Source organism: Microcoleus sp. bin48.metabat.b7b8b9.023 (assembly GCF_013299185.1).
Classification (GTDB): domain Bacteria; phylum Cyanobacteriota; class Cyanobacteriia; order Cyanobacteriales; family Microcoleaceae; genus Microcoleus.
On sequence record NZ_JAAFKG010000014.1, the window covers coordinates 1 to 13,974 of the forward strand.

Sequence of the window (13,974 nt, forward strand, 5' to 3'; positions counted from 1 at the left end):
ATCCCTAACTGGGTGATGCGATAATTGCACAGATTTCTGGGTGTTTTTACTCACTATTATCTCGGATAATTCACTTTTACCCCCTCAAGCAGTGTATGTGCCAGTTGGGGGTGCGGAATGTGGGTTAATAAGTAGAATATATCTCTAGGCTGGAACAGACAAAACCGCCAAATATCGCAAGAGTAAATCTCTAGATAGATGGCGGTTGCAGCTCGATCTGCTATTATTTTTAACACGCAAAAAATATCCTATTGACACTCTCAGGGCTGAATCCACTGAGATTCTGCGAACGCGAGTAAAACTCTCGCTACGACCGTCAAACGCCGTCTACTTAGTCACAAATCGTCAAGCGATAGTTACTAGCTAATGATTGTGTTTTTAATGCTTTCAGAATCCATCACGATAGGCCAAGACGCGGTACGCTCCACAACCTGCCATTATTTGCTCTTTCCTGTCATACTGACGTTAGGACTTAAACCTAACCGTTGTTTCATAGGAGCCGGGATTTCTCCGATACTAGGATGCTTCAACACGTAGATGTTTTTGTTCTTACTCACAATCTAGATTGTAGCACATTTTTAATACCGCGGCGGTTAAAACCGCACGAGTAGCTTCCCTCTCAGGTCTAAAGACTCGCTCGTTTCCCGCATCCCGTATTATTTTTATGACTGTCAACAAGAAGTGCAGTTGCCAGACGAACGTGACCAACCAGAATCCCAGAAAATCAGATCGACACGGGCGGCCGAAACCCACTCATTTGCAGAACTTTCTTTCGTCCTATGCCATTAAGCTGGTATGTAATGTGTGTAAAGATCGTGCTGAGCAAACTCTCTGCGTCCGCTGCCTCTTTCTGGAGAACGATCGCCTTTTTGTGATTGAGTGGACGCCAAGAACATATAATCAGCAGTGGCAATTACGAGCAGTTCCACTAGGCGTTCAAAATATCGATCGGCGCTGGCACTCAAGGTAATGCCCAACAGGCTCAGTAAAGCAATTGCAGTGTAGGTGTGCATGGGTAGTATCCGTGTCAGTGTCTATAACCTGATACAGACTTCCCCCCATCCATCAGGATAAATTTCTGACAATTTTCGGAACTTTGCAAAAAACCTCACCCCTTCCATGTTACTGCACCCAACCGCAGCCAAGCACCAGCAAAATTCAGCCTGCCCCATACCGTCAGAGGCTTTTCGGTTTCGCAACTTTCTAACAATCTGTCGGTTTCCCAGTCCAAAGTCACGAGTTGCCAAGTTCGATCGGCTAAGGATGGGGGACTTGTTAGCGTCAGTGTCCAGTCTTGTGGGCCCAGACGGCGGAAAATGCCCGAAAATTCACTCTCGGTATTTGCTGTTGTATTGCTGGGAGTTGCACAGAAATTGGGTTCAAATATCAAGGTTCTCGGTTCAAACACAGATACAGAATTTTCGTTGAGAAACCGGGTTTCTCGATTTTTTGGGACTGAAACAGGACATTCGCCGCTGGCGGGATATGCTTGAGGTCGATCGAGATAATAGCGTTGCCAATGCAGCCAGTCCGATCGATCCGGTGTCAAATTAAATAAAGGAACAACTGCCGCCCTCGCCTCGGAATCTTGCAGCAAAGCTTCCTGCAAAACTCTGACAGGCAAATCGCGCGGCGCACATCCAACTTCCGCACACAAAGCCGCCGCCATCCCCGCCGCCTGTCCGATATTCATCACCAAAGGCTGCAAGCGAGTTGCACCGTTGGCGATGTGAGAGACGGAAATATTTTTTTCGCAGACTAGCAATCCGTCTGTAGTCGCAGGAATTAGCGCACTGTAGGGAATTGTAAACGGAGTGCCAGTCCAGCGCCCGCCCCAGCGGATGGATTTGGGCTGCAAGGGAATGTCGCCGCTGGTGTAATGGTGATCGTTGGCATAGTTGCCGATCGCAATTGTCTCGCAAATTCCCTGAGAATCGATCGGCAATTTCGCGACTCTACCCCCGACAACCGGCAAAATATCTTGTTCTGTGACTGTACTTATCCCTCGCAAACGGCGGCTTTCTCGGTAGTAGGGGTGCAAGGCGAAGGCAGAAAGTAGGGAAGAATTTGATTGATTTTCGATATGGGAAACGGGGAAAATATTTTGTGCCAAACCGTAGCGGGGGCCGAGTTGGGTTTGAATGAAGCGGGCGAAACTTTGGCTGTGCCAGAGACTTTCTTGGAGGAATTCTGTTCGGGATGTTTTGGATTCAATTAGTCGATCGACCTTTTCACCATAATCATTACCACAAATCGGCCAATTAATCATCAACAATCCCCCAGGAAGTCGGCCGTAATTGAGAAATTGTTCGGGAGTGTAATCTTTCCAAGCATCGAAAAATCGATCGGGATTGTCAACAGGCGGCGCGGGAATTTCTGGCGCCACCGCGCCCTCGCCAAAATCCTGCATGATGGCCACCCAAGTTGGAGCTTGCACCGAATACCTTTGTGTGAGATCGTTAGATGCGATCGGCGCGCTAGGTTCTCCCCACTCTGCTTGGAATTCCCAACCCCAGCGATGTCCAACATCAGCTAAAGCCAGCAAATCTCCCAATTCCGTTGCATCCAAAGTGATTTTGGCAGAAACCGTAAAATCGGCAAATCTCACCCCAGAAATTCTGTTGTCTTCAAAAATCACATCTTGAGCTGTTTGTCCAGAAATCCACTGCAAGTTCGGCAAACACTTAACCCAATCAGCAAAAATTTCAGCACCGATGCGGGGATCGTAAGTAAAAAAACTGACCCAGCCCCAATCCAAACCTCCCGGCTGTCGCTGCTCAAGTTCCCGGAGAAACGCGCCCCACAAACCTGTCTGAAATGCTGCTAATTCGTTGCCGTCGGGGGCACAAACGCCGGCCGAAGTCAGCATTCCTCCCAGCCAGGGGAATTCGCTGACTAAAATAGTTTTGGCACCTCGGCGGGCTGCTTGGACTGCTGCTGAAGTGCCGCCGGTGCCGCCACCAACTACTAAAACATCTGCTTTTAAGACGGGAAACATAGGCAATAGGATTGGAGATTGGAGATTTGGGATTGTTCAAGGCTTATGTAGGCGAGCCGTGCCGTGAATATACGGATATATTTTCAACACTTGTGATAATTACCAGCAATTTGTGCCGTGAATATACGGATATATTTTCAACACTTGTGATAATATCAAATGTTGAGTACCGTTAATCTACGGATATATGCTCGATATTTATAATAATTTTAAGTGTTCAATGCCGTAAATATACTGTTAGATCTTCGAGGTTTGCGATCGATCGCGACTTTGATTTGAATTTGTTAAGTCTTTACAAAGAATATATCGAAAATTATATGGCTGTCGCGCATTTTTGTGGTGATATGACCGCAGAGCTCGCAAGTTTTGAGTCCTCATTTTTCGCAGGCAAATCTTATCAAGATGACACCGCAAACCACGATAAGATAGAAAAGGGAGAATAGATATAGAAAGTTTTACATCCTATAATTTCCCAGTTACTTATTAATGGTTGAAAATGGAAAAAGGTTTTATTTTGTGGTTTACCGGACTCAGCGGTTCTGGCAAGACAACTATCAGCAAAGCTCTCGAACCAGAATTGAAGGCCCGAGGCTGCAAAGTTGAAATATTGGATGGAGATGTCGTTCGCACCAACTTGTCAAAAGGCTTGGGATTTAGCAAGGAAGACCGAGATACTAATATTCGGCGGATTGGATTTGTCGCGAACCTACTCAGCCGCAATGGAGTGGTGGTAATGACGGCAGCTATTAGCCCCTACAGAGCCATTCGCGACGAAATTAGAGCAATGGAGCCAAATTTTGTTGAGGTGTATGTCAAAGCCCCGTTAGAAGTGTGCGAAGCCCGCGATGTCAAAGGGCTGTACGCTAAGGTCAGAGCAGGAGAGATTAAGGGTTTTACGGGCATTGACGATGCCTATGAAGCACCCCTCAATCCCGAGATTGTTTGTTGCACAGACGAGGAAAGTTTGGAAGATAGTGTCAAAAAAGTTCTGAGCAAGTTGGAACAGTTGGGTTACATTTAATCTTGGCGGGCTAGGAAGAGGATAGGGGCAAAAAGCGATGGTGGCGAACAGTTCTTTGCGTGGTGTGCAACTTGAGAAAAAACCTCACCCTTCGGTTGTGTTGGCAAAGAGGAAAAGGGGAGATTTTATCCCTTATCTTTGCAGGCAAGGGTCTGAAGGAGAGGTTTTCAGCAAAAGCTGCAAACAGGTTTATGACGTAAGTAATGCAGTCAAAAATTTAATTTTCCAAAGTTTAACAGTCTCAGTGCTGGCGGCGACTGTGGGTTCATCTGCGGCAGTGGCGCAGTTTTTGCCTCCTCCTCCTCCTTCTCCTCCTTCTCCTTCTCCTTCCCCTTCTTCTCCTTCTCTTCCTTCTTTTCCTCCTCCTCCTGCTTCGGGTTCTCCGATTCGCGTACCGGTACCGGCAGCGCCGGGATTTCCGTCAGTTCCGGCAAGTGCACCTTCGAGTGTACGATCGGAAGTTTACACTTTGGGCGCGGGCGATCGCATCCAAATGGACATTTTTAACGTCCCAGAATACAGCGGCCCCAACGGTCAACACCAAGTACAGGCTGACGGTTCCCTGAGTTTGCCCTTAATTGGCAGCCTATCAGTGGCTGGAATGACCTTACAACAAGCTTCTAATGCTGTCAAGGAGCGATACGGCAAATATCTCAAACGTCCTTGGGTTACGCTGAAACTCCTGGCTGCGCGTCCTTTACAAATTGCGATCGCAGGCGAAATCAACCGCCCTGGAGCCTATACAATATCTTCAGCAGCAGGCCCTGGAGGCACATCAGAGCAAATAGGCACTCAAATGCCCACAATATCGCGGGCGCTGCGACTGGCGGGCGGAATTACCCAGTCAGCAGACGTGCGGCAAATCAAAATCCGCCGCCCCCAGCGCAACGCAGCAGAACAAATTATCAGTGTGGATTTGTGGGAATTATTGCAAAACGGCGATTTGCGCGCCGATATGACTTTGCGCGACGGCGACACAATATTTATTCCCACTGTAACTAGCCTCAACCGCCAAGAAGCACCGACTTTAGCAGTAGCTAACATTACCGGGCAAAGCACTCAACCAATTAATATTGCTGTAGTGGGCGAAGTAACTCGACCCGGTACTTATACTCTGGCAAAAGAGCTTCAAAGTAGGTTACAAGAGAATGAATCGGGTGCAGATTCTGGTTTGTTTGCTGCTAAGGAAACGGACGGTGGAGGGGAAAATGTTTTGCAGCAAACTGTAACTAGGGCTATTAAAATGGCGGGCGGCATTACGCCGGTAGCTGATATCAGACAAATACAAGTTCGCCGCCTGACGCGGGCGGGCACCGAACAAATTATTAATGTGAATTTGTGGCAACTTTTGGAAGCGGGAGATGTATCCCAAGATTTAACACTGCAACAGGGAGATACGGTAATTGTTCCCAAAGCCGAAAATCTCAATGCACTCGAAGGCGCACAAGTTGCTACTTCTAATTTTTCACCGGATTCGATTAAGGTTAGTCTGGTGGGAGAAATCGTCAAACCGGGGTCTTTTGCTTTAGTGCCCAACACTACTTTAAATCAAGCGCTGGTAGCAGCGGGAGGTTTTAATAAATCGCGGGCAGAAATGGATTCGGTGGATTTAATTCGCCTCAATCCTAACGGCACTGTTTCGCGGCTAAGTGTTAAGGTGAATTTTTCTGCAACCGCCAATGAGGAAAGTAATCCCAAACTGCAAAATAATGATGTAATTATGGTAAGGCGATCGGGTCGCGCTGCGTTCTCGGATAATGTAGGTGGCACTCTCGCTCCTTTCAGTCCACTGTTGGGAATTTTCCGGTTGTTCAATATTTTTCGGTGATTTGAATAGACTAGCCCTAATACCAATTTTTTATGAGGCTGCATAGAATTCCGATCGCCCTGGCACCCCCCTTGATAAGGGGGGGACAAGATTCTTCTCAAAGTCCCCCTTCTTAAGGGGGATTTAGGGGGATCGGAATATGTGCAACTTCACATTAAATTGGTATAAGACCTCATCAACCCGGTTTCTACAAAAAAAATTAGTTGGTAGCGATATCTCTAGTCAGAAACCGGGTTGATGAAACTGCGCCAGCATTACAAACGTTTAAACTAATAAGTTGTAGCAATCAAATGAAACCAGGTAAAAAATCTTCAATAGCACTGTTTAATCACAATAAAAAAATCCTTGGACAGCAAAAGTTATCTTCCGTACTTTATGATGAAGAGCAGTTTTTCGGCAGGGAAAATACAGAAGAACCGTTAAGTTTTTGGGAAGTTTGCCGCAGTCGTTCGTTCTTAGTTATCGGCGTAGCAGCGGCGGTGACAACCGGGGTTTTTGCCTGGACGCTAACTCAAAAAAGCGAGTATGAAGGACGATTTCAATTATTAGTAGAAACCCCTGTTACGCAAAATACTTTAGCAAAAGTCTACTCCGGGGAGCTGAAACTACAACCAGCGAGTCCCGCGACTCCAGAAAATCCAGTTTTTGACTACGAATCGCAAATTCAAGTTTTGCAAAGCCCGCAAGTAATGTCGCCAATTATCAAACAGTTGCGAGCGAAATATCCAGAAATAAATTACAACTATCTTTTGAACGAAAAAGCAGATAATCTGCCATATTCTCAGGGAACTAGGCTGTCAATCAATCGCTTCAAAAATACCAAGATTATTGAAGTTAGATATCGGGATTTCGATCCGAAAAAAATTCAGTTTGTTTTGGAAAAAGTTGCCCTAGGCTACCGCAACTACAGCGTGCAAGATACCAAAACTCAAATTAGCCAGAGTTTGGATTTTGTAAAATCGAAAATTCCCAACCAGCAAAAGCGCCAACAAGCTCTGCAAACAGAAATTCAAAAGTTGCGGCAGCAGTACAATTTCATCGATCCGCAAATTCAAACCCAACAACTCGCGCAGCAAATCAGCCAACTTCAAACGCAAAGATTGGACGCGCAAACGCAGCTCAACCAGCAAAGATTGCTCTATATTAACCTGCAAAGTCAGCTCGGATTAAACCAGCAACAAGCACTGATGGCTTCGGCGCTGAGTCAAGCTCCCCGCTATCAAGGAATGCTAACTCAATTGCAGCAATTGGAAGGACAAATTGCGATTAATTCGGCAACATATACAGACCAAACTCCGCAAATGCAGTTGTTGCGAGAACAGCGCAAAAATCTGATTCCTTTGCTGAAGAAAGAAGCCCAACAGGTTCTGGGAACTGATTTGGCTAAGGTGAATTCGCAAGTGCTGGCTTTTCAAGATCCGGTGCGGATTAAGTTAATCGAACAGTTTATCGGTACTGCTAATTTAATTCAGATTTTGGGCGTGCGGAATCAAGTTTTGGAACAGGCTGCTAAGCAGTTGAATCAATATTCTCAAGGATTCCCGGTGATTTTTCGGCGCTATTCGGATTTGCAACGGGAGGCGGAGTTGACTAACAATACGCTGAATGGTTTGCTGGCAAAACAGCAAGCTTTGCAGCTTGAAGCTGTGGGTAAAAAAGAGGTGGCTTGGGAAGTTATTGCTAAGCCGGAAATTCCGCGCTACAAAAATGGCGAGTTGATGGCTGTTGCTCCGATTATGCCTTTGAATTTGGCTTTGGGGGGATTGGCTGGTTTGTTGTTTGGGATGCTGGCGGCGCAGTTGGCGGAACGGTTTAATAATAAAACTGTGTTCAATTCTCCTGAGGATGTCAAACATTCGGTTCGTTTGCCTTTGTTGGGGGTAATTCCTGCTAGCGATAAAATTTTGAGACTGCCACCTGCGGAGGGAACTACGATTGATGTGGGAAGTTCGCCGGTGCCTACGGATGCTTTTCAAGAGGCTTTTCGATCGCTCAATGCTAATATTCGGTTGTTAAATGTTAATAGTCCGATCGCATCTTGTGTAATTACGTCTTGTCAAGTAGCTGACGGCAAGTCTACGGTGGCGGTAAATCTGGCGCGGGCGGCGGCGGCAATGGGCCAGCAAGTGCTGTTGGTGGATGCGGATTTGCGGAGGCCGCAGGTGCACGAAATGCTGGGTTTGCCGAATTGGCAAGGCTTGCACAATGTAATTGCTGAGGATGTGGATGTGGAAGAGGTGATTTTGCGATCGCCCCGCGATGAAAACCTATTTGTGTTAACATCCGGGCCAGTGCCTCCCGATCCCACAAAGGTGCTTTCTTCCCGAAAAATGCAGCATTTAATGGCAGCTTTGGCAAGTCATTTTGACTTAGTTATTTACGATACTCCGCCGCTTTTGGGTTTGGCAGATGCGAATTTGTTGGCGGCTCATACTAACGGATTGATGCTCGTGGTGGGGCTGCATCAAACTGAGCGGGAGGCGCTGTTGTTGGCTTTTGAGGATTTGAAAATGGCGGGAATTCCGCTGTTGGGAATGGTGGCTAATAACGATAAGGGCAGCAGGTATTACTATCAGTCTTACGTGCAGAATTACATTGAGGAAAAGTCTGTTTAGGATGATTCGATGGGATTGTTAACGACGAGCGGGGACGATCGCACTGTTACTCGTTACCAGGCTCTGCCTGGTAGCGGATATCCGGAGGCTCTGCCTCCATTGTCGATTGTCCCAGCCGAGACAGAGCCTCTGAATATGGGTTCCCCGGCAGAGCGAAAGGAACCATTTAAGGAAACGAGCGATCGAGTAATACCAATTTAATGTGAAGTTGCACATATCCCGATCCCCCTAAATCCCCCTTAAAAAGGGGGACTTTGAGTTCTTCCTCCCCCTTTTTAAGGGGGCTGGGGGGATCAGATTCTATGCAGCCTCATAAAAAATTGGTATAACAGTGCGCTATCGTCCGGGGCATTCGATCGCAAACATAAACTTTAAAAACAAAATTTCTTAAGATTTGCAATTAATACTTTGCACTATAATTAAAAACAGAGAGATTTAAACAAAACCCGGCACTTGCAAGTTAGCAAGCTCTAAAAGTATGGCTGTTCAACAGTTGACAGTTGACAGTTGACAGTTGACAGTTGACAGTTTGAGAGCGACCTCTACCTATAACGAAGAGGATTGGAGTAATGAATAGTCTGATGTTAATTTCTCCCTCAAAGCGAGAGGCTTTCAACCAATTCTTTCTGGTAAATCCCAATTTTGTAATACATCAATACAACTCCCAAGCTAGGTTCAAAACTATCAGGGAGTTTTGTATATTTTGAAACGGAGATAGAACAATGGGTATTTCTACTATCAACCCGGCAACGGGAGAAACGCTGAAAACTTTCGAGTCACTGACAGATGAAGCAATAGAAGCTAAGCTGGCATTAGCACAGCAAGCTTTTAACAAATACCGCCACCTGCCTTTTGAGCAGCGAGCAATCTGGATGCAGAAAGCTGCGGATATCTTGGAGCGCGATCGCGAAAATTTCGCCCAAATGATGACGCTGGAAATGGGCAAAACGCTGAAATCGGCGATCGGCGAAGTAGAAAAATGCGCCTTAGTTTGCCGCTACTACGCCAAAAATGCCGCTCAATTTATGGCAGACGTACCCGCAACCACCGACGCTAGCAGCAGCTTTGTCCGCTACCAACCACTGGGCGCTATTTTAGCCGTTATGCCCTGGAATTTCCCATTTTGGCAAGTTTTTCGGTTTGCGGCACCGGCGCTGATGGCGGGCAATGTGGGCTTGCTAAAACACGCTTCCAACGTGCCTCAGTGCGCTCTAAAAATTGAAGAGATTTTCGCCGAAGCAGGGTTTCCCGAAGGAGTTTTTCAAACCTTGTTAGTGGGAGCCGACAAAGTAGCTAAGATCGTTGCGGACGATCGCGTCAAAGCAGCAACTCTCACCGGTAGCGAACCAGCCGGCGAAAGTTTAGCAGCAAATGCGGGCAAAAATTTGAAAAAAGTTGTGCTGGAATTGGGAGGAAGCGACCCATTTATTGTGATGTCCAGCGCCGATTTACCAGCAGCTTTATCAACTGCTGTGATATCACGAATGCTCAATAGTGGGCAAACTTGCGTAGCTGCTAAACGCTTTATTTTAGCAGAAGAAATCGCCGACGAATTTATCAAAGGATTTGTCAAAAAATTCGAGGAATTGAAAGTAGGAGATCCGATGTTGCCAGAAACCGATATCGGCCCTTTAGCTACTCCGACAATTCTTAAAGAATTGGACAATCAAGTGCAAGCTTGCATTCAGTCAGGAGCAAAACTTTTGACAGGCGGCCGCGCACTGTCAGAGAAAGCCGGCAATTTCTACTTGCCAACTATTTTGACAGATATTCCCCTAGATGCTGCGGCGCGCCAACAAGAATTTTTCGGGCCCGTGGCCTTAGTATTTCGGGTTGCAGACATCGATGAGGCGATCGAACTAGCCAACAATACATCTTTTGGCTTAGCCGCGACAGCTTGGACTACAGTAAGCTCAGAAGGCGATCGATTTATTTCGGAACTAGAAGCAGGCGCCGTATTCATCAACGGCTTAGTAAAATCCGACCCCAGATTGCCCTTTGGCGGCATCAAACGCTCCGGTTACGGACGCGAATTGAGCATCCAAGGAATTCACGAATTTGTCAACATTAAAACAGTGTGGGTAAAATAAGTAAAGCTCGATACACTTTTCGCAAAATCTAAATTTATCTGGGTTTATGGTGGCATGGGCAGGGGTATCTCGCCCCTTTAGGGCACGGGTATCCCGCTTCTTGATTGTGGCATGGATATCCCGCCCGTTGTTTTATCTGCGGTCATAAACTCAAATTTTTTTGTAAAAAGTTTCCCGAGGGCGATCGGCTAAAAACTTTGTCAGCCTCAACAGTGGTACAATAAATTCCGACATTGCAGATTATTTGAGCAAAAAAAATCCTGAATAACAAAGGAAAACAACGGAAATGAACACAGCTCAACTCTTGGTAAAATGTTTAGAAAACGAAGGCGTAGAATACGTCTTCGGACTTCCCGGAGAAGAAAATTTAGAAGTTTTAGAAGCCCTAAGGCACTCTTCAATTAAATTTATTACTACTCGCCACGAACAAGGCGCCGCTTTTATGGCAGACGTTTACGGCCGCCTTACCGGCAAAGCAGGCGTTTGTTTATCCACCTTGGGCCCCGGCGCAACTAACTTAATGACAGGAGTTGCTGATGCCAACTTAGACGGTGCTCCCTTAATAGCAATTACCGGACAAGTCGGCACAGACAGAATGCACATAGAATCGCACCAATATTTAGATTTGGTCGCTATGTTTGCCCCAATTACTAAGTGGAACGCTCAAATTGTCCGCCCCAGCACAACCTCAGAAATCGTCCGTAAAGCCTTTAAAATAGCTCAAAGTGAAAAGCCGGGAGCAGTTCACATTGACTTGCCAGAAAACATCGCGGCAATGCCTGTAGAAGGAACTCCGCTAACCAAAGACAACCGCGAAAAAACTTTTGGCGCTTACCAAAGCCTCAATAAAGCCGCTGTGGCAATTTCCAAAGCAAAAAGTCCTCTCCTGTTAGTTGGAAACGGTACGATTCGCGCTAACGCCAGCGAAGCATTGACAGAATTTGCTACTCGCTTAAATATTCCCGTAGCTAATACTTTTATGGGCAAAGGTGCAATTCCTTACACTCATCCTTTAGCGTTGTGGACGACGGGATTGCAAAAACGGGATTATATTAGCTGTGCTTTTGAAGAAACTGATTTAGTGATTGCTGTTGGCTACGATTTGATTGAATATTCCCCGAAAAAGTGGAATCCTGACGGCAAAATTCCGATTATTCACGTAGGAGCTCTGCCAGCAGAAATTGACAGCAGTTACATTCCGATGGTAGAAGTTGTGGGGGATATTTCGGATTCGCTCAATGAAATTTTGCAGCGTGCCGATCGCATGGAGAAGACAGATCCTTTTGCTAAGCAATTGCGGGCGGATATTCGCGCTGGGTACGAACAATATGCTAAGGATGATGGTTTCCCGATCAAGCCCCAAAAACTGATTTACGATTTGCGGCAAGTGCTGGGCCCGGAAGATATTCTCATATCTGATGTAGGAGCTCACAAAATGTGGATCGCGCGGCACTATCATTGCGATCGCCCGAATACCTGTTTAATCTCCAACGGATTTGCTGCGATGGGGATTGCGATTCCCGGCGCGGTGGCGGCAAAACTCGTTTATCCCGATCGCAAAGTAGTAGCAGCTACCGGCGACGGCGGTTTTATGATGAACTCTCAAGAGTTAGAAACTGCGTTGCGCGTCGGTACTAATTTTGTCACTCTCATCTTTAATGATGGCGGCTACGGGTTAATTGAATGGAAGCAGGAAGATCACTTTGGTCATTCAGATTTCGTCAAATTTGGCAATCCCGATTTTGTAAAATATGCCGAAAGTATGGGTTTAAAAGGCTATCGCGTGGAATCCGGTACCGATTTTATTCCTATCCTGAAGGAAGCGCTGGCTCAAGATGTCCCCTGCGTGATTGACTGTCCGGTAGACTATCGTGAAAATGCTCGTTTCAGTCAATTATCTGACGATATGAGCTGCAATATATAATACCAATTCACTATGAAGCTGCACTCCATGGTTAGCCTGAAATCCTTTCTAGTAAGGATCTATTCCATGGAGCTTCATAGAAAAATGGTATCAATCCGCTAAACCAGAGTTGTTAGCCCGACTAATTAACGTTTTGCCCATTCTTCCTCAAGAATGTTAAGCCTCCGAATAGCCTCATCACTTTGTATTCCCCATTGGTAGGCTTCCATCATCCCACGTCCACAGATGAAAGCTCCATTGAAGCCAATTGGTGAACACGCTCCTTTCGCTGTTGCTGCCGAGCCTTCTCCCTCGCCAGTATGTTTATAAAGGGTGTTAATATAAAACCCTCTCTCGATCAAGTCGGCTTTTGTGACATAACCAATCCAAACATTTTGCAAAAAACCGCCAAGCCACGAGTCTGAAAGAATAAAGTTTCTTATTTCCTCATTTTCTGGCGGTAGGAACGATCTGAAGTCCAGCGCAGTCTTCTGTGAAGACTGCTCTGAACTATTCGGTTGAGCAGGCGTTGAACTTTTGGTAGATTGCTCAGGCTTCGGCGAGTTTCGACTCTCCGTGGGTTGGACAACTACCGACTGATTCTCTGATTTAGGCAATATGCCCCATATGAGGATTGATAAAAAGATAAATGGGATAGCAACCAAAACTCCCTTAATTGTACGTTTGGTAGCACGCTCCGCCTCCTCAGGAGTCTTAAATTGCCTTTTTTGAACCATTTCATTTAATTTATCTTCAGGAATTTTGTGATTGTCAGCTACTTGATTAACCCAGCGCCAATAAGCCTTACAAAGATCCAGGACATATTTTCCACTATTGGAATTTTGCTTCATTTTTATTATCCTCTAAGTTACAATTTATATAATACAAGAATACCGCTGATATTACTTCATCCCCTGATGTCGCTCGTCTGATACGGTTAAGTCGTCCATACATTTGCTCTTCAAATGTAACGATCGTAATGGCAATATCTTTTGAATTAACTGCACTGACACGCTGCACTATTTGTGGATTCCCCTGCCCAAAAAGTGTGGCATGGTCTGTATCAAATATCCACAAAGTCACTTAACCGTTTCCTCCACCTCAACTTTATTAGTGGATGCTGCCTCATCGAGTCGATCGTAATATTCTGCCATTTCTGCATTCCTGTCGCGGCGCAGTTCTGCAATATCTTCTAGCATCTCATCAAAGTGCGGATCGTTTTTAAAGGCTCCTGCCCACTTCATCAGAGGATTTTCAGCTTTGGGAATGTCTACTGTCAGAGAGACTATTTCGACTCTTTTTAGACGCTCCGTCAACAATCGGTGCAAAATTTTTAAAGCTTCTTCTTTGCTAGATCCTGAGCTTCTACACTCGGGCAATTCCCAAACTATTGCGCTGTAGAGATCTTCATCGTGCTTTTCAACCAAAACTTGATAAGTTAATTGGGTTAAAGGATTCGGATTAGGATTTAATACTGTGGCATTCATCTGTTTTTTGCGGTTTAAATAGATATGTTTAC

At 45.8% G+C, this 13,974-nt stretch carries 12 protein-coding genes; 6 read left to right on the forward strand and 6 right to left on the reverse strand.

Going from position 1 to position 13,974, the window contains the following annotated elements:
* Nucleotides 1-785: 785 nt before the first annotated feature.
* The gene (locus tag QZW82_RS10555) at nt 786-1,013 is read right to left on the reverse strand and encodes a hypothetical protein (protein ID WP_293147771.1); all 228 of its coding nucleotides are present in this window, start codon (nt 1,011-1,013) and stop codon (nt 786-788) included.
* 95 nt (nt 1,014-1,108) lie between these two features.
* Entirely contained in the window at nt 1,109-2,998 is a 1,890-nt protein-coding gene (locus QZW82_RS10560) for an FAD-dependent oxidoreductase (protein ID WP_293147773.1), read from the reverse strand.
* A 496-nt stretch (nt 2,999-3,494) separates the two neighbouring features.
* On the opposite strand from QZW82_RS10560, the gene cysC reads away from it, so the two are divergent.
* The 4 genes from cysC to QZW82_RS10580 all read left to right on the forward strand — a co-directional run bounded on the left by cysC (nt 3,495) and on the right by QZW82_RS10580 (nt 8,663).
* Nucleotides 3,495-4,019, forward strand: coding sequence for an adenylyl-sulfate kinase (cysC, locus tag QZW82_RS10565; protein WP_293147775.1), 525 nt, complete (start codon nt 3,495-3,497; stop codon nt 4,017-4,019).
* A 37-nt stretch (nt 4,020-4,056) separates the two neighbouring features.
* Nucleotides 4,057-5,847: an SLBB domain-containing protein gene (locus tag QZW82_RS10570; protein ID WP_293147777.1), complete on the forward strand. Its 1,791-nt coding sequence runs from the start codon at nt 4,057-4,059 to the stop codon at nt 5,845-5,847.
* 290 nt (nt 5,848-6,137) lie between these two features.
* Nucleotides 6,138-8,462: a tyrosine-protein kinase domain-containing protein gene (locus QZW82_RS10575; RefSeq protein WP_293147779.1), complete on the forward strand. Its 2,325-nt coding sequence runs from the start codon at nt 6,138-6,140 to the stop codon at nt 8,460-8,462.
* 9 nt (nt 8,463-8,471) lie between these two features.
* Nucleotides 8,472-8,663 (forward strand): hypothetical protein, encoded by a 192-nt coding sequence (locus QZW82_RS10580; protein WP_293147781.1) that lies wholly within the window; start codon nt 8,472-8,474, stop codon nt 8,661-8,663.
* 259 nt (nt 8,664-8,922) lie between these two features.
* Here QZW82_RS10580 and QZW82_RS10585 read toward each other — a convergent pair whose 3' ends face one another.
* Nucleotides 8,923-9,078, reverse strand: a complete 156-nt coding sequence (locus QZW82_RS10585; RefSeq protein WP_293147783.1) for a hypothetical protein — start codon at nt 9,076-9,078, stop codon at nt 8,923-8,925.
* 106 nt (nt 9,079-9,184) lie between these two features.
* Between QZW82_RS10585 and QZW82_RS10590 the strand changes: the two genes are divergently transcribed.
* Entirely contained in the window at nt 9,185-10,552 is a 1,368-nt protein-coding gene (locus tag QZW82_RS10590; RefSeq protein ID WP_293147785.1) for an NAD-dependent succinate-semialdehyde dehydrogenase, read from the forward strand.
* A 286-nt stretch (nt 10,553-10,838) separates the two neighbouring features.
* Entirely contained in the window at nt 10,839-12,476 is a 1,638-nt protein-coding gene (locus QZW82_RS10595) for an acetolactate synthase large subunit (RefSeq protein ID WP_293147787.1), read from the forward strand.
* Between the two features lie 125 nt (nt 12,477-12,601).
* Here QZW82_RS10595 and QZW82_RS10600 read toward each other — a convergent pair whose 3' ends face one another.
* Genes QZW82_RS10600 through QZW82_RS10610 form a run of 3 tightly spaced genes read right to left on the reverse strand, consistent with a single transcriptional unit; the run spans nt 12,602 to nt 13,942 of the window.
* On the reverse strand, nt 12,602-13,306 hold the full coding sequence (locus tag QZW82_RS10600; protein ID WP_293147789.1) for a hypothetical protein: 705 nt from the start codon (nt 13,304-13,306) through the stop codon (nt 12,602-12,604).
* Complete coding sequence (locus QZW82_RS10605; RefSeq protein ID WP_293147791.1) at nt 13,287-13,538, reverse strand: hypothetical protein; 252 nt, start codon at nt 13,536-13,538, stop codon at nt 13,287-13,289. The genes QZW82_RS10600 and QZW82_RS10605 overlap by 20 nt, the downstream gene beginning before the upstream one ends.
* Nucleotides 13,535-13,942 (reverse strand): type II toxin-antitoxin system HicB family antitoxin, encoded by a 408-nt coding sequence (locus QZW82_RS10610; RefSeq protein ID WP_293147793.1) that lies wholly within the window; start codon nt 13,940-13,942, stop codon nt 13,535-13,537. Before QZW82_RS10610 ends, QZW82_RS10605 begins: the two co-directional genes overlap by 4 nt.
* Nucleotides 13,943-13,974: the final 32 nt, after the last annotated feature.